The sequence below is a fragment of the Lysobacter sp. DMC104 genome (genome assembly GCF_056313665.1).
This window is the reverse complement of the sequence record NZ_JBQUZW010000009.1, coordinates 133,469-160,020: the sequence shown is the minus strand read 5'-3', so window position 1 is coordinate 160,020 and position 26,552 is coordinate 133,469. Positions and strand designations below refer to the sequence as shown.

26 protein-coding genes are annotated in these 26,552 nt (G+C 71.7%); 14 read left to right on the top strand and 12 right to left on the bottom strand.

The genetic code is table 11. From position 1 onward, the window contains the following. Window positions 1-13: 13 nt before the first annotated feature. Entirely contained in the window at window positions 14-1,036 is a 1,023-nt protein-coding gene (locus ACT53R_RS13035; RefSeq protein WP_476172315.1) for a chorismate transformation FkbO/Hyg5 family protein, read from the bottom strand. Continuing rightward, on the bottom strand, window positions 1,033-2,466 hold the full coding sequence (locus ACT53R_RS13030) for an NAD(P)/FAD-dependent oxidoreductase (protein ID WP_476172363.1): 1,434 nt from the start codon (window positions 2,464-2,466) through the stop codon (window positions 1,033-1,035). The genes ACT53R_RS13035 and ACT53R_RS13030 overlap by 4 nt, the downstream gene beginning before the upstream one ends. Window positions 2,467-2,695: 229 nt before the next feature. Between ACT53R_RS13030 and ACT53R_RS13025 the strand changes: the two genes are divergently transcribed. The 11 genes from ACT53R_RS13025 to ACT53R_RS12975 all read left to right on the top strand — a co-directional run bounded on the left by ACT53R_RS13025 (window position 2,696) and on the right by ACT53R_RS12975 (window position 11,359). Continuing rightward, window positions 2,696-2,965, top strand: coding sequence for a phosphopantetheine-binding protein (locus ACT53R_RS13025; RefSeq protein WP_476172314.1), 270 nt, complete (start codon window positions 2,696-2,698; stop codon window positions 2,963-2,965). Further along, complete coding sequence (locus tag ACT53R_RS13020) at window positions 2,962-3,672, top strand: COG4648 family protein (protein WP_476172313.1); 711 nt, start codon at window positions 2,962-2,964, stop codon at window positions 3,670-3,672. The genes ACT53R_RS13025 and ACT53R_RS13020 overlap by 4 nt, the downstream gene beginning before the upstream one ends. A 51-nt stretch (window positions 3,673-3,723) precedes the next feature. After that, window positions 3,724-4,500 (top strand): lysophospholipid acyltransferase family protein, encoded by a 777-nt coding sequence (locus tag ACT53R_RS13015; protein ID WP_476172312.1) that lies wholly within the window; start codon window positions 3,724-3,726, stop codon window positions 4,498-4,500. Further along, window positions 4,497-4,793 (top strand): ApeI family dehydratase, encoded by a 297-nt coding sequence (locus ACT53R_RS13010; protein ID WP_476172311.1) that lies wholly within the window; start codon window positions 4,497-4,499, stop codon window positions 4,791-4,793. Before ACT53R_RS13015 ends, ACT53R_RS13010 begins: the two co-directional genes overlap by 4 nt. Then, window positions 4,790-5,701: an LpxL/LpxP family acyltransferase gene (locus ACT53R_RS13005; protein ID WP_476172310.1), complete on the top strand. Its 912-nt coding sequence runs from the start codon at window positions 4,790-4,792 to the stop codon at window positions 5,699-5,701. Before ACT53R_RS13010 ends, ACT53R_RS13005 begins: the two co-directional genes overlap by 4 nt. Continuing rightward, a complete protein-coding gene (locus ACT53R_RS13000) occupies window positions 5,701-6,351 on the top strand; it encodes a LolA-related protein (protein ID WP_476172309.1) in 651 nt (216 codons plus the stop codon). Before ACT53R_RS13005 ends, ACT53R_RS13000 begins: the two co-directional genes overlap by 1 nt. Window positions 6,352-6,499: 148 nt before the next feature. Beyond that, window positions 6,500-8,842, top strand: coding sequence for an MMPL family transporter (locus ACT53R_RS12995; protein WP_476172308.1), 2,343 nt, complete (start codon window positions 6,500-6,502; stop codon window positions 8,840-8,842). A 55-nt stretch (window positions 8,843-8,897) separates the two neighbouring features. After that, window positions 8,898-9,326 (top strand): hotdog family protein, encoded by a 429-nt coding sequence (locus ACT53R_RS12990; RefSeq protein WP_476172307.1) that lies wholly within the window; start codon window positions 8,898-8,900, stop codon window positions 9,324-9,326. Between the two features lie 27 nt (window positions 9,327-9,353). Continuing rightward, window positions 9,354-9,623 (top strand): hypothetical protein, encoded by a 270-nt coding sequence (locus ACT53R_RS12985; RefSeq protein WP_476172306.1) that lies wholly within the window; start codon window positions 9,354-9,356, stop codon window positions 9,621-9,623. Between the two features lie 333 nt (window positions 9,624-9,956). Continuing rightward, complete coding sequence (gene fabG, locus ACT53R_RS12980) at window positions 9,957-10,691, top strand: 3-oxoacyl-ACP reductase FabG (RefSeq protein WP_476172305.1); 735 nt, start codon at window positions 9,957-9,959, stop codon at window positions 10,689-10,691. A gap of 41 nt (window positions 10,692-10,732) precedes the next feature. Next, the gene (locus ACT53R_RS12975) at window positions 10,733-11,359 is read left to right on the top strand and encodes a hypothetical protein (RefSeq protein WP_476172304.1); all 627 of its coding nucleotides are present in this window, start codon (window positions 10,733-10,735) and stop codon (window positions 11,357-11,359) included. Window positions 11,360-11,434: 75 nt separating this feature from the next. Here the strand turns inward: ACT53R_RS12975 and ACT53R_RS12970 are convergent, their stop codons facing one another. The 5 genes from ACT53R_RS12970 to ACT53R_RS12950 form a co-directional block, all read right to left on the bottom strand. Beyond that, window positions 11,435-11,812 (bottom strand): cupin domain-containing protein, encoded by a 378-nt coding sequence (locus ACT53R_RS12970; protein WP_476172303.1) that lies wholly within the window; start codon window positions 11,810-11,812, stop codon window positions 11,435-11,437. 28 nt (window positions 11,813-11,840) lie between these two features. Further along, the gene (locus ACT53R_RS12965) at window positions 11,841-13,487 is read right to left on the bottom strand and encodes an NAD(P)/FAD-dependent oxidoreductase (RefSeq protein ID WP_476172302.1); all 1,647 of its coding nucleotides are present in this window, start codon (window positions 13,485-13,487) and stop codon (window positions 11,841-11,843) included. 131 nt (window positions 13,488-13,618) lie between these two features. After that, a complete protein-coding gene (locus ACT53R_RS12960; protein WP_476172301.1) occupies window positions 13,619-14,425 on the bottom strand; it encodes a glycosyltransferase family 2 protein in 807 nt (268 codons plus the stop codon). After that, window positions 14,418-15,200, bottom strand: a complete 783-nt coding sequence (locus tag ACT53R_RS12955) for a beta-ketoacyl synthase chain length factor (RefSeq protein WP_476172300.1) — start codon at window positions 15,198-15,200, stop codon at window positions 14,418-14,420. Before ACT53R_RS12955 ends, ACT53R_RS12960 begins: the two co-directional genes overlap by 8 nt. Next, the gene (locus ACT53R_RS12950; protein WP_476172299.1) at window positions 15,197-16,411 is read right to left on the bottom strand and encodes a beta-ketoacyl-[acyl-carrier-protein] synthase family protein; all 1,215 of its coding nucleotides are present in this window, start codon (window positions 16,409-16,411) and stop codon (window positions 15,197-15,199) included. Before ACT53R_RS12950 ends, ACT53R_RS12955 begins: the two co-directional genes overlap by 4 nt. A gap of 210 nt (window positions 16,412-16,621) precedes the next feature. Between ACT53R_RS12950 and ACT53R_RS12945 the strand changes: the two genes are divergently transcribed. Further along, entirely contained in the window at window positions 16,622-17,305 is a 684-nt protein-coding gene (locus ACT53R_RS12945; RefSeq protein WP_476172298.1) for a YdcF family protein, read from the top strand. Between the two features lie 39 nt (window positions 17,306-17,344). Here the strand turns inward: ACT53R_RS12945 and ACT53R_RS12940 are convergent, their stop codons facing one another. Beyond that, a complete protein-coding gene (locus ACT53R_RS12940) occupies window positions 17,345-18,391 on the bottom strand; it encodes a hypothetical protein (RefSeq protein WP_476172297.1) in 1,047 nt (348 codons plus the stop codon). 134 nt (window positions 18,392-18,525) lie between these two features. Between ACT53R_RS12940 and ACT53R_RS12935 the strand changes: the two genes are divergently transcribed. Then, window positions 18,526-19,980 carry a S8 family peptidase gene (locus ACT53R_RS12935; RefSeq protein ID WP_476172296.1) on the top strand — a complete coding sequence of 485 codons (1,455 nt, stop codon included), beginning with the start codon at window positions 18,526-18,528 and terminating at the stop codon, window positions 19,978-19,980. A gap of 12 nt (window positions 19,981-19,992) precedes the next feature. Here ACT53R_RS12935 and ACT53R_RS12930 read toward each other — a convergent pair whose 3' ends face one another. After that, window positions 19,993-21,783 (bottom strand): DUF885 domain-containing protein, encoded by a 1,791-nt coding sequence (locus ACT53R_RS12930; RefSeq protein WP_476172295.1) that lies wholly within the window; start codon window positions 21,781-21,783, stop codon window positions 19,993-19,995. 266 nt (window positions 21,784-22,049) lie between these two features. Here ACT53R_RS12930 and ACT53R_RS12925 point away from each other — a divergent pair, with 266 nt between their 5' ends. Beyond that, the gene (locus ACT53R_RS12925) at window positions 22,050-22,727 is read left to right on the top strand and encodes a hypothetical protein (protein WP_476172294.1); all 678 of its coding nucleotides are present in this window, start codon (window positions 22,050-22,052) and stop codon (window positions 22,725-22,727) included. 66 nt (window positions 22,728-22,793) lie between these two features. Here the strand turns inward: ACT53R_RS12925 and ACT53R_RS12920 are convergent, their stop codons facing one another. The 3 genes from ACT53R_RS12920 to ACT53R_RS12910 form a co-directional block, all read right to left on the bottom strand. Continuing rightward, window positions 22,794-23,633, bottom strand: a complete 840-nt coding sequence (locus tag ACT53R_RS12920; RefSeq protein ID WP_476172293.1) for a transglutaminase-like domain-containing protein — start codon at window positions 23,631-23,633, stop codon at window positions 22,794-22,796. A gap of 90 nt (window positions 23,634-23,723) precedes the next feature. After that, entirely contained in the window at window positions 23,724-24,125 is a 402-nt protein-coding gene (locus tag ACT53R_RS12915) for a Coa1/Tim21 domain-containing protein (RefSeq protein ID WP_476172292.1), read from the bottom strand. A gap of 156 nt (window positions 24,126-24,281) precedes the next feature. Next, complete coding sequence (locus ACT53R_RS12910; RefSeq protein WP_476172291.1) at window positions 24,282-26,549, bottom strand: S9 family peptidase; 2,268 nt, start codon at window positions 26,547-26,549, stop codon at window positions 24,282-24,284. Window positions 26,550-26,552: the final 3 nt, after the last annotated feature.

Sequence of the window (26,552 nt, the reverse complement as noted above, 5' to 3'; positions counted from 1 at the left end):
GCTGAAGCCCGCCCTACGCATGCACGCCGTCGATCTCCACCGCCAGCTCGCGACGGCAGATGGCGGCGTGCAGCAGCACGCGCGGGACGCTGGTGCCGAAGCGGTCGTCCAGCGCCTGCGCGACGGTGGGCAGGTCGGCGGCGTCGCGCACGTAGACCTTCAGCCGGGTGCCGCTGCCGAAGCCGGCCGGCAGCGACGGCTGGTGGCGGCGGGCTTCGCCGAGCAGGGCGTCGAAGTTGGCGAAGGTCTCGCTGATCTGCTTCAGCAGTTCGCCGGTGTGCTGCGAGGCGTGGCCGACCACGCTGGCGGTGCCCGACAGCAGCAGCGGCATGGCGCTGCCCGGCGGCGGCAGCATGGCGCGGGCGAAGCTGGGCGACTGCGGACCGTACTGGCGCGGGTACTTGTAGGCGCTGACCTGGCGTGGGTTCTCCACCGGCGTGCCGCGGCGGTCGGCCGACAGCCAGTAGACCTGCAGCGTGCGCTTGCCGTCGCAGCGGCCGATCGCGGTCGCGGCCGGCAGTTCGGTGGTGTCGAACGTGCCCAGCCCGCGGGCGCGGCCGACGCAGAAGCGGCGGTAGCGCTCGGCGTCGCCGTCGCCGAGGGTGATGGCGTCGAGGTAGTTCCACATCCGCAGCAGGTGCGGGGTGCGGCTGCCGTCGACGAACTCGACCATCCGCCGGTAGGCGCGCTCGGCGGCGTCGCTGATGTCGCTGTGGTCCGGGTGGTCGCCCGGCGCTTCGTCGATCTCGATCGCGCCGAAGGTCAGGTGGCCGTCGCTGGCCCAGCGCACGATGCCGCGTTCGGGGTCGCCGTCGCGGCCGCAGTCGACCGGGCCGGCGCTGCGCCAGTGCTCGAACGGCGCCACGCCCCACGGTTGGAGCGGCACCCGCAGGTAGCGCGGGTCGTCGCAGTCGGGCGCATGGTCGCCAAAGCCGAACACGGCCAGCGTGTCCGCGCCCAGCAACGCCGCGGGCGACGCCGCCTGCAGGTAGTCCACCGACAGCGCGACGGGCGGGTGTTGCAGGGGACGGCTCATGCAGGGGTCCGGGCACGGTCCGGCAACGGCGCCGTCCCGGCGGCCGTCGTCGGGGAAGGAGCGTCGGCCGCCGTCATGGCAAGGCCGGGGTCGTGCTGCAGCGTTTCGCCGCTGAAGCCCGCACGGCGCTGGCGCCGGCGCTGCCACCAGGCGCGCAGGGTCGTCGGCGCCATGCCGGCGGCGGTGATCAGGTAGATCAGCCGGAACGCGCGCAGCCGGCGCACGACGGCGGGGTTGTCGAACACGTCGCCGGCCAGCATCGAGATCACCGCCTGTTCGATCTGCCAGACGTTGCGCGGGTTGGCGAACAGGTGGCGCATCACCGGTGTGGTGAAGCGGTAGATGAACCAGGAGAATTCCTTCAGGCCGCGATCGAAGCCGCGGGCCATCGCCTTCTGCAGCGCGGCTTCGCGCGTGGGCGTGCGCAGCGCGGCGTCGACCATGGTGGCGGCGCGCTCGGCGCTGTGCATCGCCAGATACACGCCGGAGGAAAAGATCGGGTCGATGAAGGCGTAGGCGTCGCCCACCTTGGTCCAGCCGGGGCCGCACATGCGGGTGGAGACGTACGAATAGTTGCCGGTGGCGTGGACCGGCGCCACGCGCTCGGCGCCGGCCATGCGCGCCCACACCGTCGGCATGCCGCGCAGGGTGTCGACCAGGAACGCCGCGCCGTCGCCGCGGCGCTGTTTGAGGTAGTCGGGGGAACACACCGCGCCGATGCTCATCACGTCGTCGGGCAGCGGGATCAGCCACACCCAGCCGTGCGCGAAGCGTTCGATGGTGATGTTGCCGGCGTGTTCGCCGTCGCGCCGCGCGACGCCGCGGAAATGGCTGAACAGCGCCGCCGACTGGTGCCTGGGATTGCGCCGCTTGGTCTTCAGCCGGTTGCCCAGGAACGTGTCGCGGCCGCTGGCGTCGATCAGGTAGTCCATCGTGATCGCGAACTCGGTGCCGTCGGCGGCGCGGGCGCAGGCCCGGCGCGGGCGGCCGTCGGGATCGAAGTCGACCGCGGTCACCGCCACGCCGTCGCGGGCGTCGGCGCCGGCCTCGCGGGCGGCCTCGAACAGCACGGTGTCGAACTGGTCGCGGCGCACCTGGAAGGCGTGGGTGCAGCCGGGGGTCAGCGAGTGGTCGAAGCGGAACACGTGGGTGTCGCCCGCGCGGTCCGAGGGCAGCGGGAAGTCCGCGCCGACCTTGCGCACGCCGATGGCGGCCACCCGGTCGAGCACGCCGAGGCGGTCGAGGATCGGCAGGTTCATCGGCAGCAGCGATTCGCCGATGTGGAACCGCGGATGACGGTCCTTCTCCAGCATCAGCACCCGTCGGCCGGCCCGGGCCAGGGTGATCGCCGCAGTGCTTCCGGCAGGGCCGCCACCGATGATCAGGACGTCGCAGGCCAGGGACACCGATGGCGGAGCGGAGGCCGCCATACTGTCGGCGACCTTTCCGGATGGGACGGTCATGTTCTTCTGGTTGGGGTCCGAGGCTGGCATGATAACGCTTGGCACGCCGCTGCCGTCCGGACCCGGGCGGCGCACAGGCTCCGGCGCGCCGCCCCCCACGGAAGCCGTCCGCACTCCGGAGCGAGTGCACCGAATCGCCTCGCGCGGGCCCGCGCGTCGCAGTCTCCCCGTGCCGCGAATTGTGGATGTGTTGCCCATGTCTGAACTGACTGCCGCCGAACGTGAACTGGCGGACCTGCTGGTCGAGAGCCTGAACCTGGACGGCGTCGAAGCCGCCGGCATCGACCCCGAGGCGCCGCTGTTCGGCGCCGGGCTGGGCCTGGATTCGATCGACGCGCTCGAACTGTCGCTGGCGATCAGCAAGAAGTACGGCTTCCAGCTGCGTTCGGACAACGACGACAACCGCCGGATCTTCGGCTCGCTGCGCGCGCTGTCGGCCCACGTCGAACAGCACAGGACCGTGTGACCGCCGCCCTCAGGCTGCTGTTGCTGCCGGCCTACGTCGTGCTGGCGCACCTGGCCGGGGCGCGGGAATCGACGACGCTCGCGCTGGTCGCGCTGGTCGACCTCGCGCTGCTGGTGCTCATCGAAGGCCTGGTCGCCCGGCGTGCGGGCGCGTGGCTGGCCGCGGCGGGCACGGCGCTGGCGCTGGCGGGGCTGGCCCGCGGCGACTTCGCGCTGACCGCGCTGCTGCTGGTGCCGCCGGCCTTCACCGCGCTGATCGGCACGTGGTTCCTGCGCAGCCTGCGCCCCGGGCGCGTGCCGCTGATCCGCAAGGTGGTGGCCGCGATCTACGCCACCACGCCGGACGCGCTGGCGCCGGAGTACCTGCGCTACACCCGCCGCGTCACCCTCGGCTGGGGGCTGATGCTGTGGCTGCTGGCCGCGATCAACCTGGTGCTGGCGCTGGTGGCGGTGCCCGACGGCCTGCTCGCGCACGCCGGCATCGCCGCGCCGTTCACGGTGACCGAGGGCCAGTGGTCGTTCATCGCCAACGTCGCCAACTACGGCCTGCTCGGCGGGTTCGCGCTGGTCGAATACCAGATCCGCCGGCGCCGGTTCCCGGTGCGGCCGTACAAGACGTTCGGCGAGTTCGTGCGCCGGCTGGCGGCGCTGGGGCCGGCCTTCTGGCGCGACTTCTTCCGTTCCGACGACGTCGGGGCGGTGCGCTGACGCCGCCCGATCCCGTCATCGCCCCCTGCATTCCCCGGAGAACCCGCCCGCATGTCCACGGTCGACGCCCGCTACGACTTCCGCGAACGCCGCGCCACCTCGGTGCTGACGGCCGTGCCGTGGGCGATCTGCAACGGACTGCAACTGGGGTTCACGCTGGTGCACACCGCGTTCTGGATCGCGATCGCGCTGGTCGTGCGCGTGGTGTCCGGCGGCCCGCGCCTGCCGCTGCGGATGGCGGCGCGGATCTGGGCGCCGGGCCTGCTCGGCGGCGCCGGCGCGCGGCTGTCGGTGGAGGGTGAGGACGCGATCGACTGGTCGAAGCCGTACGTCCTCGTCGCCAACCACGCGTCGGTGATCGACGTCTGCGCGCTGTTCCGCGCGGTACCGGTGCCGCTGCGCTTCGTGCTGAAGGCGGAGATGGCGCGGGTGCCGTTCCTCGGCCGCTACGCCCGCGCCATGGGCATGCTGTTCGTCGATCGCCGCGGCCGCGATGCCGGCGCGCACCTGGTCGACGGCGGGGCGACGCTGCTGCGCCGGGGCGCCACGCTGTGCGTCTTTCCCGAAGGCACCCGCAGCCGCGACGGCCGTATCGCGGCGTTCAAGGGCGGCGCGTTCCAGACCGCGATCGAGGCCGGCGTGGACGTGCTGCCGGTGGCGATCGTCGGGGCCGGCGACGTGCTGCCGGCGCGGGGCCTGTTCCGGGTGCGCCCGGGCCGGATCGCGGTGCGCTTCGGTACGCCGCTGCCCGCCGCCGGCCGCGACCGCGCGTCGCTGGCGCGCGAGGCCCGCGACGCCGTCATCGCCCTGCACGGGCAGACGTCGTGATCTTCACGGTGCCGGCCGATCATCCCGCGCTGCCCGGGCACTTCCCCGGCCGCCCGGTCGTGCCGGGCGTGGTCGTGCTCGACCACGTGCTGGCGGCGATCGAGCGCACGCGAGGCACCGAGCTCGGCCCGCTGCGCCTGCCGCAGGTGAAGTTCGTGCGGCCGCTGCTGCCGGGCGAGACCGCGCGGATCGAACTGGACGCGCTGGCGCCGGCCGCCGACGGCGCGCCGCGCTGGCGCTTCCGCGTGCTGTGCGGCGACGCGCCGGTCGCCACCGGCGAGGTGCAGGCGTGAGCACCGACTGGAAGGCCCGCCCCGAGGGCGGCGGCCGTTTCGCGCTGTGGCTGATCCGCAGCATCGGCCGTTACGGCGGCCGCGCCGTCGCCCGCCTGCTGCTGTATCCGATCACCCTGTACTTCGTGCTGCGGCGTGCGCCCGAACGCCTCGCCTCGCGCGCCTGGCTGACCCGCGTGCAGGGCCGGCCGGCGTCGCTGTGGCAGGTGGGCCGCCACATCCACACCTTCGCCGCGACCATCCTCGACCGCGTGTTCCTGCTCGGCGACGGCGCCGCCTGCCTCGATCGCCGCTTCGACGTCACCGTGCGCGGCCTCGACGAGCTTCACGCGCATCTCGACCTCGGTCGCGGCATGCTGCTGTTCGGCTCGCACCTGGGCAGCTTCGAGGTGCTGCGCGTGCTGTCGCAGCGGCGCCCCGAATACACCATCCGCGTGGTGCTCGACAAAGGCCACAACCCGGCGCTCACGCAGCTGCTCGACAACCTCAACCCGGGCATGGCGGCGACGATCATCGACGCCGCGCAGGACGGCCCCGCGCTGATGCTGTCGATCCAGCAGGCGGTGCAGGACGGTGCGCTGGTGGCGCTGCTGATCGACCGCGCGCATCCCGGCGGCCAGACCGTGGCGGCGCCGTTCTTCGGCGAGGACGCACGCTTCCCGGTGGCACCGTGGCTGATCGCGGCCGCGCTGAAGGCGCCGGTGACGCTCGCCTTCGGCCTGTACCGCGGCGGCAACCGCTACGAGCTGCTGTTCGAGAACTTCAGCGACGCGGTCGACATCCCGCGGCCGCAACGTGCGGAAGCGCTGGCGCAGCTGATCCGGCGCTACGCCGCGCGGCTGGAAGCTGTCGCCCGCAGCGCCCCGTACAACTGGTTCAATTTCTACGACTTCTGGAGCCGCGACTGATGCCTGCCGCCCGATCGCGCCTCGTTAGCGCCCTGCTGGTTTGCGTCACCGGCATCGCCGGTCCCGTCGCCGCCGCGCAGGGCATCGACAGCGGCTGGATCCTCGCCGCGCTGGCGCGTCCGGCACCGGTGCACACCGCGTTCGTGGAACTGCGTGGTTCGCCGCTGCTGAAGGCGCCGCTGCGCCTGAGCGGCGAATACCGCCGGCCCGACGCCGACACGCTGGTGCGCGAGGTGCGCAGCCCGTACCGCGAGACCACCACGCTGCGCGCCGGCGAAGCCACCATCGCCCGCGACGGCAAGCCGCCGCGCACGTTCTCGCTGGCGCGCGTGCCGGAACTGGCCGGCCTGCAGTCGAGCTTCGGCGCGCTGCTCGCCGGCGACCGTGCGGGCATCGAGCGCACCTACACCCTGCGCGCCGACGGCACCCGCGAACGCTGGACGCTGACGCTGGCGCCGAAGGACAAGGCGCTGGCCGCCCGTGTCCGCGACATCGTGCTGTACGGGCAGGGCGCCGAACTGCGCTGCATCGAGACCCGCCCTGCGAAGGGCGACCTCCAGCGCACGCTGCTCGCCAGCGCCGCGCAGGCCGCGAAACCCGACAGCGACGCGAAGGCGCTGGAGACGCTGTGCCGGACGGGGGCGCGATGAGGCCTGATTGCCGCTCGTCGATGTCGTCCCGCTTTTCTTTGTCATCCCGAGCGCAGCGAGGGACCTGCTGTTGCGTTCACGACGCGGCCATGGAAAAGCAGGTCCCTCACCTTCGGCTCGGGATGACAGAGATGACGGAGATCGCCGCATGACCGCCACACGCCGCACCGTGCTCGCGCTGGTCTGGCTGGCGGTGCTCGCCGGCGTCGGCTACGCGATCTCGCAGCGGCTGCACGTCAGCGGCGACCTGCGCAAGTTCATGCCTTCGGCCGAAACGCCGGCGCAGACGCTGCTGCTCGACGAACTCGGCGAAGGCCCCGGTTCGCGCCTGCTGCTGCTGTCGATCTCGGGCGCCGATGCCGAGACGCTGGCCGCGCAGTCGCAGGCGGTCGCGGCGACGCTATCCGCCGACGACCGCTTCACCTTCGTCGCCAACGGCGGCGGCGATCCGCTGGCGGCGATCCCCGATCGCCTGAAGCCGTACCGCTACCTGCTGTCGCCGACGCTCGACGCGCAGCGCTTCGACGCCGCGTTCCTGCGCGACGAACTCGATGCGCGCGTGCAGGACCTCGGCTCGCCTGCGGCCGGCCTGATCGAACCGCTGCTGCCGTCCGATCCGACGCTGGAGACGCTGCACGTCGCCGAGGCGCTGCAGGGCGCGGCCTCGCCGCAGCGGCTGCACGGCGTGTGGTTCGATGCATCCGGCCGCGAAGCGCTGCTCGCCGTGGAGACGCGCGCCGCGGGCTTCGATCCCAGCGGCCAGCAGGCCGCGGTCGACGCGGTGCAGGCCGCGTTCGCGCAGGCGCGCGGCGGCAGTGCGTCGCGGCTCGTGCTCACCGGCCCCGGCGCGTTCTCGGTGGAGATCGGCGGGCGCACGCAGCGCGAGGCGAACTGGATCGGCAGCGTCGACACGCTCGGGCTGATCCTGCTGCTGCTGTTCGCCTACCGCAGCTGGCGCACGCCGCTGTTCGGCGTGCTGCCGCTGGCCAGCGCCGGTCTCGCCGGCCTCGGCGCGGTCGCGCTGCTGTTCCCGGGCGTGCACGGCATCACCGTCGCGTTCGGCTTCACCCTGATCGGCGTGGTGCAGGACTATCCGATCCACCTCTTCAGCCACCAGCGCGCCGGCGTGTCGCCACGGGACAACGCGCGCGCGATCTGGCCGACGCTCGCCACCGGCGTGGCGTCCACCTGCATCGCCTACGTCACCTTCCTGTTCTCCGGCGTCGAAGGCCTGCGCCAGCTCGCGGTGTTCACCATCGCCGGGCTGCTGGTCGCCGCCGCGACCACGCGCCTGCTGCTGCCGGCGCTGATCGATCCCGCGCCCCGCGATCTCGCCGATTCCGCGCGCCTGCGCCGGCTGTGGTCCGCGGTCGAACGCCTGCCGCGGCCGCCGCGCTGGGCGCTGGCGACGCTCGCGGTCGTCGGGTTCGCCACGCTCGCGTTCGCGCCCGGCCCGTTCTGGCAGAACGACCTGTCGAAGCTCACGCCCGTGCGCCCCGAGGCGCTGGCGCAGGACGCGCACCTGCGCAGTGCGCTCGGTGCGCCCGACGTGCGCTGGCTGCTCGCCGTGCGTGCGCCCGATGCCGAGACCGCGCTGCGCCGCACCGAAGCGCTGCACGCCACGCTCGACGCGCTGGTCGCGCAGCGCACGATCGCCGGCTACGACAGCGCCGCGAAGGTGCTGCCCAGTGCCGCCACGCAGCGCGCGCGCCAGGTGAAACTGCCTGCGCCCGACGCGCTGCGCGCCGCGCTCGACGAAGCGGTCGCGGCCACGCCGTTCCGCAGCGATGCGTTCGAGGATTTCCTGCGCGATGCCGACACCGCGCGCACCGCAAAGCCGCTGACCGCGCGCGACCTCGCCGGCACGCCGCTGGCCACGCGCGTCGACGGGCTGCTGATCGACAAGGGCCACGGCGCGGTGGCGCTGGTGTCGATGACCGGCCTCGATGACCCCGCGCGCGTCGCCGCCGCGGTCGCCGGACGCGATGGCGTCGAACTGCTGGACCTCAAGACCGCATCCGAATCGCTGGTGGTCGCCTACCGCGAGCGCGTGCTGTTCGCGCTCGGCATCGCCGCGCTGCTGCTCGCCGCGACGGTGTGGGCCGCGCTGCGCACGCCGCGCCGCGTCGCCCGCGTGCTGCTGCCGATGGTGCTGACCACGCTGATCATCCTCGCGGTGCTGCGCGCCTGCGGCGTCGAACTGACGCTGTTCCACCTCGTCGCGCTGATCCTCGCCGCCGGTCTTGGCCTCGACTACGCGTTGTTCTTCGAGCACGCCGGCGACGACCTCGAAGACCAGCTGCGCACCTTCCACGCGCTGATCGTGTGCAGCCTGATGACGTTCCTCGTGTTCTTCCTGCTCGCGCTGTCGACCATCCCGGTGCTGCGCGCGATCGGCGTGACCGTCACGCTGGGTGTCGGCTTCAATTTCCTGCTCGCGTTGCTGATTGCGCGGCATCCGACGGCAGAATCCGTGAGCGCATCGGCATGATCCATGTCCGGCAACGATCGGTCGCGCCTTCCGGCGCTCCTACAAAGGCATGCGCATGATCGGGCGTGACGCGATCCTCGCGATGATTCCGCACCAGGGCGCGATGTGCCTGTGGGATGCGGTGACCGAGTGGGACGACGCGCGCATCCGCTTGCGCAGCGCCGGCCATCGCGATCCCGCGCATCCGCTGCGCAGCGACGGCCGCCTGCGCGCGATCCACTTGTGCGAGTACGGCGCGCAGGCGATGGCCGTGCACGGCGGCCTGCGCGGCGCCGCGGCCGGCGGTGCGCCGAAGGTCGGCTTCCTCGTCGCGCTGCGCGACGTGCGCCTGCATGTGACCCGCATCGACGACCTGCCCGGCGACCTCGAAGGCGAGGCCGAACTGCTCGCCGACAGCGCGACGAGCCAGCAGTACGCCTTCCGCCTCTTCCACGCCGGCACGCTGCTCGCCGAAGGGCGCGCGGCGGTGATGCTGCAGAATTGAACATACGCTCGACGCTGCGAGGCCGACATGGACTTCCTTGAACTCCTGGCGAGACCGCTGTTCCTGCTGGCCCGGTTCCTGCTGTGGCTGGCGTGGGATTTCCTGTTCCTGGAGGTCGCGTGGTCCATCGGCTGGCCCATCGTGCGCGTGCTGACGTTCGGTCGATTCCCCCACGTCGGGTTCCGCGAGTACGACGACTCCGGCGCGGGAGAAGCCTTCGTGGTTTGCGGCGTAGGGCTTGGCGTGCTGGTCGCGATCGCGTGGGGATTGGCCAGCCAATTCGGCTGGCGCTGGTGAGCGGCGTCGAGACCCGGCGCGCATGCCCCGATGCCCATGATCGTCATCGGATCCGCGATGACGCATCGCAACGCGACGCCGAACCTGGACAACGTCCGCATCTTCCACCCCAAGCCCGCCGCGTTCTCGCGTTGCTTGCCAGAGACTGCGCGACGCTCCTGCCGGCGGAGATGGTCGCGACTTCCGCCCCGCGCCTTCCTTTCCGTTGTCATACCTAGCGCAGCGAGGGACCTGCTTTGCATTGGCTTGCAGGAGCGAAAGCAGATCCCTCGCTGCGCTCGGGATGACAGAATGACGCGCTGACACACGATGCCGAATCAGGAGAACACCCGCATGTCCGATCCCTTGCTCCGACGCGCCCTCGTCACCGGCGGCAGCGGCGATCTCGGTGGCGCGATCTGCCGCGCGCTCGCGGCGCAGGGCGCGCACGTCATCGTCCACGCCAACGCCAACCTCGCGCGTGCCGAAGCGGTGCGCGACGCGATCGTCGCCGACGGCGGCAGCGCCGAGGCCGTTGCCTTCGACGTGGCCGACGGCGACGCCACGCGCGCGGTGATGGCGACGCTGCTCGAAGCGGGCACGATCCAGATCGTCGTCAACAACGCCGGCATCCACGACGACGGTCCGATGGCGGGCCTGCGCGACGAGCAGTGGAAGCGCGTCGTCGACGTGTCGCTGCACGGCTTCTTCCACGTCACCCAGCCGCTGCTGCTGCCGATGGCGCGCAAGCGCTGGGGCCGCATCGTCAGCGTGTCGTCGGTGGCGGCGGTGCTCGGCAACCGCGGCCAGGCCAACTACGCCGCCGCGAAGGCTGCACTGCACGGCGCGACGAAATCGCTCGCGCGCGAGATGGGCAGCCGCGGGATCACCGCGAATGTCGTCGCGCCCGGCGCGATCGCCGGCCGCATGGCGGATGAAGCGTTCTCGCCGGAGCACATCAAGCAGATGGTGCCCGCCGGACGCGCCGGCCGGCCGGAGGAAGTCGCCGCGGTGATCGCGTTCCTGTGCAGCGACGGTGCCAGTTACGTCAACGGCCAGGTGATCGGCGTCGACGGCGGGATGACCTGAGCGGTCATCGTCACATCCATGTGGTTTCGGAGGAGTCCATCATGTTCAAACGTTTCGCGTTGCTGCTGTCCTTGCTTGCGATGTCGTCCGCCGCATTCGCGGGCGAGAAGGTCCCGGCTCCGGACATCGCCGACGACGCCCGCAATCCGCCGCCGTCGGTGGCGCTGAACACGTACCAGCGCTTCGAGCTGGCGCCGATCGCGATGGGTGCGCCATGGGCCGGACAGAAGGCCAACGAGGAAGCCCGGCGGCACTTGCAGGAGAACCTCGACGAGCGCGCGAACCCGGTGGTCGCGGAATGGAACGCGAAGCCAGCGGGCGCCGCGCCGCGGACGTTGAAGATCGTGCCCGAGATCGCCTACGTGCGCTTCATCACCGGCGGCAAGCGCTTCTTCGGCGGCGCGTTCGCCGGCGGTTCCGGCGTGCTGCTCAAAGTGACGTTCACCGATGCCGCCACGGGCGAGACGATCGCCACGCCGCAGTTCTACCAGCACGCCAATGCCTTCAGCGCCACCTACACCTTCGGCGCGATGGACAAGCACATGATGATCCGCACCTCGGCGATGGTCGCCGAGTACCTGCGCAGCAACTACGCGACGCCCGTCGGCGGCCCGATGGCGGTGGCGCCGGGTCACGAGGACGCGCCGGAGGATGCGGAGAAGCGCTGACGCAGCGCGATCCGGGAAGACGGAAAGGGCCGCATCGCGCGGCCCTTTTCCTGTCCGGTCCGCGTTGCTGGCCGGTCAATCGAGCGGACGCAGCTGGTCCTCGATCGAGCGGGTGTGCGCGGTGACGGTCTCGCCGGTGTGGCGCGTGGCCTTGCGTTCGAACAGCATGAGCAGGCATTCGTCTTCGGCCACGGGCTGGTGCAGCACGCCCTTCGGCACGACGTGGAAGGTGCCCGGTTCCAGCACGACCGCGTCGCCGCCTTCGAGGTCCAGCCGCAGGCGGCCCTGCAGCACGAGGAAGAGTTCGTCCTCGTCGGCGTGGCGGTGCCAGTCGAGCACGCCGTGCACCTTCGCGACCTTGACGTAGTGGTCGTCGACTTCGGCGACCACGCGCGGCGACCACAGTTCGGCGAGGCCGGCGGCGATGGCGCGTGGATCGATGGCGTCGGTCATGGCGAAAGCTCCGGTGAAGGGATGCGGGTCATGCCGCCGCGTACCACGCCGGCGCCAGCGACGGCGCCTCGGGCACGGCATTGAGCAGCGCCGCCAGCCCGCCGTCGTCGATCCGCGGATGCGCCGCGCGCGCGCGCTGCAGGAGTTCCGCCGCCAGCGCGTCCATGCGCGCGACGTTGTCGCGGATCCGCTGCTGGAAGGCCGCGTTGTCGAGCGTGTCGTGCAGCGCGCGGTTCATTTCGTGGAACCAGTCGATGTCGTACTGGTCGAGCAGGCGGCCGTCGAGCGTCGCTGCATCCGGCGTGCCGGCGGCGAGGTTCGCTTCGCCCCACGCGCGCAGCAGCGCCTGCACCGCGAGGTTGAGCGCGCGGCCGCGTTCGAACTGCGGGCGCAGGCGGCCCAGCAGCGAGACTTCGGTGAGCTTGTCGCCGCACACCAGCGGCGCCAGCAGCGCCCAGTAGTAGGTGTAGTCCCAGATCACCTTGACCGGCATTACCTGCGCGTCGCCGAACAGTGCGTACTGGCCACGGTACAGCGTCATCGTGTTCTCGAAGAACCCGAAGTACAGCTGCTGGTAGATCTCGGCATACGGCGCGAACGGTTCGCCCGCGCGCTCGCGACGGATCAGGTCGCAGACCAGCGTGTTGGAGATGCCGATGTAGTCGCTGCCCGGCGAATAGAACGGGTCGAGGAACACGCCGGCTTCGCCGGTCAGCGCCCAGCGATCACCGCTGAACACGCGCTTGCAGCCGTAGGAGAAATGGCGCAGGAACAGGAAGTCCTGCAACTTGTGTTCCGGGCGATCCAGCGCCTCGGCGACGCGCGGCTGGTGCGTGCGCAGCCAGGCCATCGCCTTCTCGTGGGTGTTCATCGTCTCCAGCGGATGCGTGCCCGCATCGCAGACGATGCCCAGCGAATGCGCGCCTGACGACAGCGGGATCATCCAGAACCAGTAGCCCGGGCCGCACAGATGGTTGGTCGAGCGCCAGCGGTCCGGCGGCGTGCAGCGCGCGCGCCACGTCGGATCGTCCGACCAGTCCATCGGGTCGATGACACCGTCGACGCGCCACCACACCGCATTGACGTCGTGGACCTCGTGCACGGCGAGATCGAGCTTGCGCTTGATCAGCCCCGCGCGGCCGCTGGCATCGACCACCCAGCGCGCGTCGGCGACATGTGTCGCGCCGTCGTGTTCCCAGGTGATCGTGTGCGCGGCGTCGCCGTCGCGCAGCTCGATGCCGCGCACGACGGCGCCGTCGACGAAGCGCACGCCGCGGCGGCGCGCTTCCTCGCCGAGGAAATTCTCGAAGCGGCCGCGGTCGATCTGCCACGACGGCGTCGGCAGGATCCGGCTCACGCCCAGTTCGGTGCAGCGGTCGACGTCGCGGCGGCCGTCGCTGAAGAAGAAGCGGAAGCCGAACTTGCGGATGTGCTCGCGCTCCAGGTGCTCGCGCAGGCCGAGCACGTTGGCGAAGTAGTGCGCGCCGATCTCCACCGTCGACTCGCCGACCTTGTGCGCGGCCTCCGGCACCGGATGCGCGCGGCGCTCCAGCACCAGCACGTCGATCGCGGGGTCCTGCTGCTTCAGCTGCAGCGCGAGCGTGAGCCCGGCGAGGCCGCCGCCGAGGACGATGACGTCGTGTGTGGAGGCGTTGGTGGAGGCAGTGACGTGCATGGTGCCGGGGTCGTGTCCTGACTCAAGGGCTGACAGTCTTCGCCACCCATTCGCGCTGCGCGCGAATCTCCCTCCCCCTCGTGCGGGGGAGGGTTGGGGAGGGGGCGTCGGGTTGCGGATCGCGCATCGGACTACCCGCGCGATCGGGTCGCGAATTCGCCGCTGGGATCCTCGATCACCGGCCGCGTGGCGCGGGTGCGGCGGTATTCGCGGATCACGTGGCCGTAGCGCCACACCTGCACGACGACGTGCGAGGTGATGCGCCACAGGTCGTGCAGCGGGCGGAAGTGGCTCTTGCGGAATTTCTCGACCGCGCCGGCGCCGGCGTAGCGCGATTCGATCGGCACCGACACCACGCCCATGCCGAGGCGGCGCGCGGCGCTGATCAGGATCTGCGCCTCGAACACGAAGTCCTCGCCGGGCACGTCGTCCAGCGCGGCGACCGCGGCCGGGTACAGGCGCTGGCCGCTCTGCGTGTCGGCGATGCGGTAGCCGCAGCCCCAGGCGATGCCCCAGTCACCGAATTCGTTGGCGAGGCGGCGATACGTCGGTTGCTGCGCGCGCTTGCGCAGGCGCGCGCCGACGACGATGCACTGCGGATGGCGGTTGGCGGCGGCGATCAGGCGCGGGATGTCGGCGGCCAGGTGCTGGCCGTCGCCGTCCATCGTCAGCACCGCGGCCGCGCCCAGGCGCAGCGCTTCGCGGAAGCCGTCGCGCAGGCTCGCGCCCTTGCCCATGCGCTTGTCGTGGCGCAGCAGCGTCACCGGCAGATCGGCGATCTTCTCCGCGGTGCCGTCGTCGGAACCGTCGTCGATCACGATCACGCGATCGCATCCGGCGAGCGCGCCTTCGACAACGTCGCGGATGCGCAGCGCCTCGTTCAGCGCCGGGATCACGACGACGACGTTGCCGCGGTCGAAGGCGACGGGCTCAGTCATGCACCAGCTCCAGGCGCAGCGCGCGGCCCGGGCCGGCGTGCAGCGTCGCGGTCGCGGCGCCGGCGGCGAGCGCGTCGAACAGCGGCAGCATCGGCGCCATCGGATTCGTCGCGCAGCGTGCACCGAGCGCGCCCGGCGCGTCGGCCTCGGCGTCGATCAGCATCGCCCGCAGGCGCGGGCCGGGCGTGCCGTCGTCGCGCGCGAGCACCAGCGCGCCGCCGAGCAGGCCGTCGACCGGATGGATCGACCGCAGCGGCCCGACCGCGCCGGTGTCGTAGCCGACCAGCAGCACCGCGTCGGCGCCTTCGGCCAGCTGCGCCAGCGCTTCGATCAACCCTTCGGCGAAGCTCGCGTCCCACGCCGTCAGTGCGGTCGCGGCGCGGGTGCAGCCGGCGCCGATGGTCCAGTAGCCGGCGGCGGCGTTGTGCACCGAGTTGTGGAATTTCGTCGGCGAGATCGCGCGCGGGTCCGTCGCAAGTGTGGCGCACATGTAGTCGGTGATCGGCAGGTCGCCGTGGGTCGAGGCGAACACCGACGGCAGCGATGCCGGATCGCGGCCGGCGGCGTGGCAGGCGGCGAGTGCGACCTCCAGCGCCACCGCGACGGATTCCGGCGCGCGGCGGCGCTCGTTCGGCGGCAGCAGCTGCGGCGACGGCTTCGCCGGCGCGGCGTCCGGCAGCGTGGCATCGGCGACGAACGCCCGCGCGGCGTCCCACGACGGCAGGCCGTTCGCCCAGAACGCCACGGCCTCGATGCGGGCGACGAGCGTGCTCATGCCGCGCCCCCGAACACCAGCGAGCAGTTGTTGCCGCCGAAGCCGAAGGAGTTGTTCATCGCGTAATCGATGCGGCGTTCGGCGTTGTCGAAGCGGATCTGCGGGCCGCAGGCGGCGTCGGGCTGCGCGTCGCCGCCGGCGTCGTCGCCGAGCATGCCGGGCTGCAGGCCGCGTTCGAGTGCCAGCAGCGCGAACACCGATTCGACGATGCCCGCCGCGCCCAGCGTGTGGCCGGTCCAGCCCTTGGTCGAACTCGCGTGCAGCGACGCCGGGAACAGCGCCGCGACCGCAGCGGCCTCGACGCTGTCGTTCGCGGGTGTCGCGGTGCCGTGCAGGTTGAGGTAGCCGACCGCGTTGCCCGCGATGCCGGCGCGCGCGAGCGCATCGCGCATCGCCAGCCGCGCGCCGAGGCCTTCGGGATGCGGCGTCGACATGTGGTGCGCGTCGCTGCTTTCGCCGTAGCCGCACAGCCGCAGCGGCGCGGATTCGCTGTCGGCGAGGCGTTCGAGGATCGCGTAGCCGCCGGCTTCGCCGAGGTTGAGGCCGTCGCGGCGCGCGTCGAACGGCAGACAGCGGCGCGTCGACACGAGGCCGAGCGCGTTGAAGCCGAACAGCACGCTGCCGCACAGCGTGTCGATGCCGCCGACCAGCGCGGCGTCGACGAGCCCGGCATGGATCAGCCGCGCCGCCTGCGCGAACACCTTCGCGCTGGACGAGCACGCGGTCGCGACGGTCACGCACGGCCCGCGCAGGCCGGTGATGCGCTGCACGAAATGCCCGGGCGAATGCGGCGTGTGCAGCAGCGGCGCGCGCAGGTCGGCCGGGAACGCGTCGCCGTCGAGGCGCGTGTACGCCTCTTCGCTGGCGCCGATGCTGGCGGTCGAAGTGCCGATCACCACCGCGACGCGTTCGGCGCCGTGGCGCGCACGCAGCGCGGCGACGGCGTCGGGCAGCCCGTCCTGATGGAACGCGAGCCAGGCGAGGCGGTTGTTGCGGCAATCGAGCGCGGCAAGTTCGGCCGGCAGGCGCACGTCCTCGATGCCGTCGACGCGACCGATCCAGGTGTCGAGCCGCGCCCCGGCGGTGGCGCCGCTGCCGAAGTCGTTGCGGCGCAGGCCGCTGCGGCGGTGGCGCAGCGCATCCGCCTGGGCGTCGCGGCCGTGGCCCAGCGCGCTGGTGGCGGTGTACGCGCGGATCGCGAGGGGCGTCATCGGGGAGGGGAGGATCGCGGCAGGAGCCGTCGCTGCGGAAAGGGACACCGCGTCGCCCGTGTTCGGAGAAGACCCGGATTATAGCGGTCGGGTCATGGTGGCCGGGTCATGGTGACCACGGCATCGCGCTATTCTGGCCGCCTGTCCGCCGTGGCCCGGGGCCCTGCCACGCCGATCCCCTGCCAAACCCATGCCGATGCCGCGTCGTCCATGACCCGCCTCGATCACCGCCGCCGCCTGCTGTTCGACCGCGACGTGCTGCACGCCGGCGTCGTGGCCGGCGCCGTGTGCGTGCTCAGCGCGGGGCTGGTGTACGTCGGGTATTTCGCCCACGTCGTGCGGATCGCACGGCGCGCGCCCACGCAGCCCGAACGCGGCGACACCCTGCTGCTGTTCGGCAAGCACGCGCCGGGCGGACGTCTCGACGCCGATTTCGCCGCACGCGTGGCCCGCGCCGCCGACGTGTGGCGCACGCGGCCGCCGCGCGCGATCGTGCTGCTCGGCGGCAGCGCGCCCGGGCATCCGGCCGAGGCCGACGTCGCCCGCGAGGCGCTGCTGGCCGAAGGCGTGTCCGTCGACGCGCCGCTGCGGCTGGAGAAGACCTCGCGCGACACCCTGCAGAACCTGCGCAACGCGCGCAGCCTGCTCGCCGCCGACGCACACCGCGGCCGTGTCACCCTGCTGAGCAGCCGCTATCACCTCGCCCGCTGCGCCCTGTTCGCCCGCCAGCTCGGCTTCGACTGGGAACTGTGCGCCGCCGAACCCGCGCTGCGCCTCACCCCGACCATGCTCTGGCGCCTCGCCGGCGAAGCCGCCTACGTCTGCTGGATCGACCTCGGCAGCCGCTACGCCCGCCTCATCGGCCACCGCCGGATGGTCGAGCGGATGCGGTGAGGCGACCCCGCGGCGGATGCCGCGGGGGGGCACGCAGCCTCAGTACGTCATCAGGTCGGTCTGCATCCACCCCTGCTTGGTGCGGGCGCCGTCGTAGTGCGGCATCTTCGTGTCGCTGTGCAGGGTCAGGCTGAAGGTGCTGCGGCCGAGGAACAGCGGGGCGCAGCGTTTCTCGCTGTAGGCGCAGCCGCCGTAGGTCGAGAAGTTCCACAGCGTCGCCTTGTGGTTGTCGTAGTCGTCCATGTGGCGGTCGCCGCCGGTGAGGCCTTGCGCCGGCCAGCCTTCGTGCTGGAAGAAGCTGTTCTGGTGATCGTCGGTGTAGTTGACGGTGGTGTCGCCGGACATGCAGGCGATGACCAGCGGCGAATTGGTGGTGGGTTCGCTTTCGCCGCTGATCGGCGGATACGTCTGGCAGGTCAGGTTGACGTGGTCGGCGTAGTGGCTGGACACCGTCGACTGGCAGGTGCAGGCGTCCACGAACGAATCGAGGAAGGTGTTGAAGCCGTCGCCGTTGGACTGGTCGCCGTCGGTGGACGCCACCACGAAATGCGCGCCGCGCAGGAAGTGGTAGAGGAACGACACGACGGTGTCGTCCGAATAGCTGCCGTTGCTCAGCCGCAGCGGATCGCTGCTGTAGATCTCGCCGTAGTTCCAGTGCCCGGCACTGTTGAGGAACGGCCGCCAGCTGTAGCCGTTGTTCTTGAACTGGCGCAGCGAATGGCCATCGATGGTGTAGTACTGGTTGGTGGCGTCGAGATCCGGTACCGCCATGCTGAGGCTGTGCGACTTGATGTAGCTGGCGAGGAACGCGATGACGGTGCGGTCGCTGGACGGGCACCGGTTGTAGGCGTGCGCGTCGTAGTCGTCGCCGACCGAATGCTGCCACGCGGCCAGCCAGCTCTGCAGGATCAGCGAGGCGCTGTTGTCGTCGCAGTAGAGGAAATTGGCGTCGCCGGCATCGACTGCGGCCTGCGCCGGCGCGAGTGTGCGGACGTCGGGGTCGAACAGGCTGTCGACGAAGGCCGGGATGTTCGAGAAACGATCGGCGTTGTTCGGATCGATTTGCAGCGGGACGAGGACGCCCATGACACACCTCCTTGTGAGTGGAGCGGGCACTCTGGCGTCGGTGCCGCGATGGGTCAATATGCCGATGGCACGGGCAGGGTGGCATCGTGCATGGCATGCTGCGCCCCTGGTCGCGCCTCGAACGGAGAACGCCCATGCGCCGATGCCTTCCGATCGTCTTCTTCTCCGCGATGCTGTGCCTGTTCGCGGCGTCGCCCGCATGCGCCGCGGGCGCGAAATTCGCCGACACCGCCGTGCGCCGGGCCGCCGTCGAAGGCCGCGTGCGCGTGCTGGTCATGCTGCGCCCGCAGGTGGCGGTGCCGGCGCTGTCGCCCGACGCGGCGCCGAAGCGCAGCACCGAAGCCGAGCCGCGCCCGGTGCTGCACCCGAAGGCGCGGGCGCAGGTCGATCGCGTGCTGTCGGCGCTGCCGCGGCGGTCGCAGGTGCGCGTGCTGCGCCGGTTCGAGCGCATCCCGGCGGTCGTCGTGGACGCCGATCCGCGCACGCTCGCCGCACTGGCGCGCGATCCGCGCGTGCTGCGGGTGGATGTCGATGCTGCTGGCGGCATGGCGTCGGCGCCCGACGAATCCACCGTGCTCAACCAGATGCACCAGCTGCCGGAACTCGGCTTCTCCGGCAGCGGCATGAAGGTCGCGATCGTCGACTCGGGCATCGACACCGACCACGCCGATTTCCGCGGCCGCATCGTCGGCCAGCAGTGCTACTGCGCGGCCAACTGCTGCCCGAACGGCGCCGCGACGCAGTCCGGGGCGGGCGCGGCCGAAGACGACCAGGGCCACGGCACCAACGTCGCCGGCATCATCGGCGGCGACGGCACGGTCGCCCCGCGCGGCGCGCTGCCGGCGCTGTCGCTGGTGGCGGTGAAGATGCTCGATCGCAACGGCCGGTTCTCCACGACCGCCGATGCACTGTCGGCGCTGGACTGGTTGGCGGCACAGCATCCGGACGTCGATGCGGTGAACCTCAGCATCGGCACCGATGCGCTGTTCGCGGGTGACTGCGACAACGGCGCCGCGTGGACGCAGGCACTGGCGGTCGCGGTCGCCAACCTCAACGCGCTGGGCGCGGTGGTGACATCGTCGGCCGGCAACCAGGGCAACGCGAACGCGATGAGTGCGCCTGCCTGCCTGCATGGCGTGGTGTCGACCGGCGCGACGTGGGATTTCAGCGGCGGTGCGGTCACCTTCCTCGGTTGCACCGAGACCTCGACCGCGCCGAAGCAGCTCGCCTGCTTCTCGAACCGCAGCGCGACCACCGACCTGTTCGCGGCCGGTGCGTTCGTGCGGGCGCCGGGCTTCAATGGCGGCACATCGAGTTTCGGTGGCACCTCGCAGGCGGCGCCGATGGTCGCGGCCTGCGCGGTGGCGCTGAAGCAGGCGGTGCCGGCGTCCACGGTCGCGCAGCGCATGGACGCGATGACGCTGTCGACGCAGCGCATCGCCGATCCGGCGGTCAATCGCCAGTATCCGTTCCTCGATTGCCGCGATGCGCTGCGATTGCTCGATCCGTCGATCTTCGCGCCGATCCCGCTGCGCGGTTCGCAGCCGAAACTCCCGCCGCCGGTTTGGCCTCCGACCGGCGGCGGGTGAGGCGCGCCTCGCTCAGGGCTTCGCCTTCTGCGCCGGGATGAAGGTCTCGCGCACGGCCTTCGCCAGCAGGTCCGGCGGCAGCATGCCCTGGTCGATCACGAAGTTGTTGAAGGCCAGCCGGTCGAACTTGTCGCCCAGCGCCAGCTCGGTCTCGGCGCGCAGTTCCAGCAGGCGCGAGTAGCCGTAGAAATAGCTGCCCGCCTGGCCCGGGGCGTTGAAGGTGTAGCGGTCGAGTTCCTGCCGCGCCATCGCCTTCGACAGGCCCACGTCTTCCATCAGCACCTTCTCGGCGCGGGCGCGGTCGATCATGCCGAGGTTGAGCATCGGGTCGAGCATCGCGCGCGCGGCGCGCATCAGCCGGAACTGCAGCGCGATCAACTGCCCGTCCAGCGGTTCGTACGGCACCATCTCGGCCTCGGCGTACAGCGCCCAGCCCTCGACGTTCACCGAGTTGAAGGCGAACAGCGTGCGCGCCAGCGACACGCCGCGCTCGACCATCGCGGTGAACTGCAGTTCGTGGCCGGGGCGGCCTTCGTGCGCGGACAGCGTCCACGCCACCGACGGGAAGTTGAAGTCGTCGTACTGGTCGGCGTCGCCGGCGGCCGGGTTGGCCAGCGGCAGCACGAACTGGCCCTGCTGGCCGGTGTTGCCGATCAGCGGCGCCGGCAGGAAGTGCGGCGCGGGCTGCTGCGCGTTCTCGGCCTCGGTGCCCAGGCGCATGATCATCGGCCGCTGCGGCACGTCGACGATGCGCTCGCGGCGGATGATCGGGTCGATCGCGTCGATCACTTCGCGATAGCGCGCCTCGAGCTTGTCGTTGGGGATCGTGTCCTTCTTCAACGCGCGAATCACCGCGCGGTAGTCGGTCGCGTCGATGCCCTTGGCCTTGGCCACCACCGGCGCGAGCTGCTGCATCGTCGCGCGCGTCTCCATGAATTCGAGGCGGGCGCGCTGGATCAGCGTCTCCGGCGGGATGTCGATGCCGACCTGCTTGAGCTGCAGCGCGTAGAGTTCGCGCGGCAGCTGGGTCTCGGTGCGCGCCTGCGGTAGCACGGTGCCGCGCGCCCAGGCCAGGAACTCGGCGGTCTGCGTGTCGAGGGCCTTCAGCGCGGCGTCGCCGCCCTTGAGCTTGTACTTCGCGAACAGCTTGCGGATGCCGGCGGCGTAGGTCTCGGCATTGTTCAGCGCCTGCTCGACTTCCAGCTTCGACGGCCGCAGCAGCGCGGCGTTGCCGACGCGTTCCTCGTAGCGCTGGCGCGCCTGGACCATGATCGGCGTGGTGCCGGGCGCCTGGCCGACGTAGGCCTTCAGGCGCGCGACGGCATGGGCGCGGCGATCGGCCGGCACCTGGTCGGAGAGCAGGCCGCTCATGCCGCCGAACACCAGCTGCGGCGCGTCGATGAACGGCAGCACCATGCGTTCGTTGACTTCGCTGGCCTCGATCGTGTCGGTCGCGGCGCCGATCATGATCTCCAGGTCCTGGCGCACGTTCGGGTCGCGTTCGACCTGCAGTTTCTGGCGCAGCGCGGCGCGGGCCTCGTCCAGCACCTTGCGGGTGCGCGCGCCGACGTCGGGGCCGAGGTCGGCGACCTTGTCGTCGTAGCCGGGCACGCCGAAGAACGTGGCGGATTCGGGCTGGAAGCGCAGCTGGGCATCGAGCAGGATGCGGGCGTCGGCGTTGCTGGTCGCCACCCAGGCCGGCACGGGACGCGCGGCGGCGGCAGGGGCGGGCGTGGCCGCCTGGGCGGACAGCGCGACAGCGAGGGCGCCGGCGAGCGCGGCGGCGAGCAGGGTCGGTTTCATCGGGCGAATCTCCACGGAGGTGCGGGAACGCTACGCCCCGGCGGCGGGCGCGCCCACCGTCGAAGGTCATGCGTCGAAGGTCATGCGGTGGGCGTCACGCGGGCAGCGCACACCGCGGACGTCACGGTCTGCCAGTGTGCCGACGGGGCGGCGCAGGGCCTGAGACCCGTGCAACCCCGTGTGGCGCAACCGCGCGTTGGCGATGGATGGGCGGTGGCCATGCCGCGATCGCCCATCCTTCCCGACCACGCAAAGAGGAGCCGCCCATGGCCATCGTGCCCCGCATCGACACCCCCTGTCCCCTCGATCCCGCCGAACAGCGCGCCATCGACGGCCATTGCAGCCACTGCGATCGCGACGTGCACTGCCTCGACGCGCTCGACGCCGACGCCCGCCGCGCGCTGTTCGCGGCCGCTGCCGGCCCGCTGTGCGTGTCGTATCGCGCGCCGCGGCGTGCCGGCCTCGGCGCCACGATCGCGGTCAGCCTGGTCGTCGCGACGGCGAGCGCCGGCGTGTTCGCCGCCGATCCGCCCACCGCCGCACCGGCGGCCAGCGCTGAGGCCACGCCGTCCACCGGCACCCGCATCCGTCACGAGGCGCCGCGCGATCTCGACGGCGTGCTGGTGATCGGCGCGGTGAACGATCCGCAGGACGCCGCGGCGCCCGAAGACACCACCGTCCCCGTGCTGCCGGTGCAGCCGTCGACCGGCAGCCGCATCCGCCACGAGGCACCGCGCGACCTCGACGGCGTGTTGGTGATCGGCGCGGTGAACGATCCGCAGGATGCCGCGGCGCCCGAGGACACGAGCGTGCCCGAGCTGCCGGCGATCGATGATTCCGTGCTGATCGTGGGCGGCGTGACCGATCCCGCGGCGGTGGCGTGGATCGACACGGACGACACCGTCGCCGAACTGCCGATGATCACCGACGGCGGCGATCGCTGATCCAGTCGTGTGCCCCGTGACGCCGGCCCGGATCGCATCGGGCCGGCGTCGTCGCGTGCGGGGCCTTCAATCGTCGCCGGCCGCGCGGTGGCGGACGCCGATCGCATCGACCACGCGCAGGTCGCGGATCGTGCCGTTGAGCGTGGCGGCGAGGCCGGGATCGCCGTCGCCGATCATCAGCGCGATGTGCCCGGCGTCGAAGCGGCCCAGCGCGGCGTCGTAGCTGGTCCAGCGCGTGCCGTCCCAGGCCTGCACCCACGCATGCGGTGCGAACACGTGCGGCACGCCGCTCATCCGGCCCGAATAGCTGATCCCGTGCACGACGCGCGTCGGGATGCCCAGCGCGCGGGCGCCGGCGGCCAGCAGCACCGCGAATTCGGTGCAGTCGCCGCCGCGGTTTCGCAGCGCGGTCGCGGCATCGTCGTAGTGGCGGAAGTCGATCGGCCCGGTCATGTGCGCGCGCACCGCGGCGGTGAGCGTCTGCATGCGCGTGCGCACCGACAGTCCGCGCGCGTTGGCGCGGGCGAATGCGCGCACGGCGCGATCGTCGCTGCGCACCCACGCGTTCGGGCGCAGGTAGCGCTGCAGCGTCTCGGGTGACGGCGCGGGTTCGTCGCCGCAGTCGGTGCAGACCGAGACGAGGACGGCATCGGCCTCGACCCGTGCCCGCTGCTCGCCGGTCACCGGCAGCTGCGTGCCGGGTCGGGTCGCGAATCGCAGCCGGTAGCGGATCTCGCCTGTGAGCGCCGCGGGCGGCAGCCGGTACGGCGACGGGGTCAGCAGACTCTGCAGGAAGGCGCGCGCGTCTTCGGCGCTCGGCGTCGGCACCCCCTCGGCGGCGATCGCGGGACCGACCGCGAGCAGTGCGCCGAGCAGGGCGAGGGACAGCGACGAGTGGCGGCGCATGGCGATATTCCCGTGGGACGTGTCACGGGACAACGCGCGGGAACGCGGGACGGGGTCCGTCGACCCGGTTGCGCGGCGTCGCGTGCGGAATCAGCGCACGCTTTCCCCGCCCGCCACCACGTCGACCGGCGCCTGTCCCTGCATGGTCAGGGTCAGATGCACGAGCTGCCAGCGGCCGTCGCGAAGATCGACGTTGGCCTCGACGTCGCCCGTGCCCTTCGGGCCCTTGGCCACGAAGTCCAGTGTGCCGCGCGTGTACCGGCCATCCGGCCCGGGGAATTCGAACGTGCTGCCATGCGCCTCGAATCGCATCGGGGTTCCCAATTGCGCGCGCGCCACGGGCGATGCGTCGAGCGCGGCCCTGGCCTGCGCGTAGGCCGCATCCGAGTCCGCCGAGGTCTGTCCCATCATGCGGTTGAGGCTCACGAAACCGCGCAGCAGCGGATATGCGGCGATCGCGGCGGCGCCGAGGCACACCACGGCGACCGGCACGACCCAGCCCGGGCGCTGGCGCTGGGGCGTCTGCAGGAGCGGCGGTTCGGGCGACAGTCCGGACCGCGGGGGCGGTGGCGGCAACGGCGGCGGCGCGGACGGCGGCAGGGGTGGCGGTTGCATGATCGCGGGATTCCTTTCCGGTGTGCGGGCGACTCAGGGCCTCAGGCAGCGATCCAGGAACGCCTCCGTCGTGCGGTAGCGATGCAGCGCGTCGCTGCCGCGCAGGCCGTGCTTGGCGCCGGGGTAGGTCATCAGCTGGAACGGCAGGCCCTGCTTCTGCAGGACACTGATCAGCTTCGTGGAGTTGAGGAACAGCACGTTGTCGTCGGCCATGCCGTGGATCAGCAGCAGCGCGTTCGGGCGGAGGCCGGCGACGTGCGAGAACACGCTGGCCTCGCGATAGCCGCCGGCGTTGTCCTTCGGCAGGTCCATGTAGCGCTCGGTGTAGTGCGTGTCGTACAGCGCCCAGTCGGTGACCGGCGCGCCGGCGACGCCGCAGGCGTAGTCGTCGGGCCGCTTCGCCAGCAGCATCAGTGTCATGTAGCCGCCGTTGGACCAGCCGTAGACGCCGATGCGTGCCGGGTCCACCCACGGCTGCGCGCGCAGCCATGCGATGCCGGCGTGCTGGTCGTCGACTTCGACCGTGCCCTGCTTCCCGTACAGCGCGCCGCCGAACGCCGCGCCGCGCCGCGGCGTGCCGCGGTTGTCGAGCGTGAACACCACGTAGCCCTGCTGCGCGAGGTACTGGTTGAAGAAATGATCGCCGCGGCCGGGCCAGCTGTCGGTGACGGTCTGCGCGGCGGGGCCGCCGTAGACGTAGACGACGACCGGATAGCGCTTGGCCGGATCGAAGTCCGCCGGCTTGATGAGCCCGTAGTGCAGCGGCGTCTTTCCGTCGGCGGCGACGAGCGTGCCGAACTCGACCGGGCGCTGCGCGGCGAGGTATTTCGCGTAGGGATGCCCGGGCTTTGCCGGGTCGTTGTCGACCAGGTTCGCGACGAAGCTGCCGTCGGCGCGGTGCAGCGCGATCTGCGGCGGCGTGTGCGCGTTCGACCAGCTGTCGACGTAGACGCTGGCGTTCTTCGCGAAGCTGGCCGCGTGCATGCCCGGCTCGGTCGACAGCGTGCGGATCGCGCCGCCGGCCAGCGGCACGACGTGCAGCTGCGACTGGCGCGCATCGGCCTTGCCGTCGGCGGTGCGGCCGGCGCTGAAGTAGACCAGGCCCTTCGCCTCGTCGACCGCCAGCAGCGCGTCCACCGGCCAGTCGCCGCGGGTCAGCGGCTTCATCGACTTGCCGTCGGCACTGGCGAGGTACAGGTGCTCGAAGCCGCTGCGCTCGCTGATCCACAGGAAGCGGCCGTCCTTCAGGAAGCGCAGGCCGTCGTGCAGCGGTACCCAGGTCTTCGCGGTCTCGGTGACCAGCGTGCGCTGCCTGCCGCCGGTGAGGTCGGCTTCGATCAGTTCGAGCTTGCGCTGGTCGCGCGACTGGCGCAGGAAGGTGAGGTGCTGCGGGTCGCGCCAGACGACGCGGGCGAGGTAGATGTCCTCGTCGGCACCGAGGTCGATCCACTGCGGTTGCGCGCCGTCCTTCGGCGCGATCGTCGCCAGCCGGATGGCCACGTTGGTGTCACCGGCGGCGGGGTAGCGCTGCTCGACCACGTCGGTGCGGTCGGGGTAGACCTCGTAGCGCTTCTGCACCGGCACCTTCGATTCGTCGATGCGCGTGAACGCGATCGCCGAATCGTCCGGCGCCCACCAGTAGCCAGTGTGGCGATCCATCTCCTCGTCGGCGACGAACTCGGCGACGCCGTTGCCGACGGTGTCGCTGGCGTCGCGGGTCAGGCGGATCTCGGCGCCGGTCGCGAGGTCGATCGTCCACAGGTCGCGGTCGCGGATGAAGCTGACGAACCCGCCCTTCGGCGACACTCGTGGATCGGTGGCGAAGCCGGTGCCCGTGGTCAGCTTGCGCACCGCGGCCTTGCCTGACTTCGACAGGTCGTACAGGTACAGCTCGCCGCCGAGCGGGAACAGCAGCGTCCTGCCGTCGGGCGACCACTGGTAATCGACGATGCCCGACAGCGCCGAGGTGCGCTGGCGCTCGCGGCGGGCCTTTTCGGCGTCGCTCAGCACTTCCTCGCCGGGCAACACGTCGCTGCTGTCCACCAGCCGCGCGACCTCGCCGGAGGCGACGTCGTAGGCCCACAGGTCCAGCTTGTTGCGGTCGCTCTCCTTGCCGCGCAGGAAGGTGATGCGCGAGCCGTCCGGCGCGATCTGCGGTTTCAGCAGCGTCGGCCCCGACAGCGGGGCGTCGCCGGTGATGGCGTCGAGCGTGAGCCGCTGCGGCGGCGGAGGCGTGGACGGCGCGGCGAGAGCGGAGGTGGTGGCGAGCATGAAGGCGAGCAGGCAGGCGGAGAGGCGCATGGC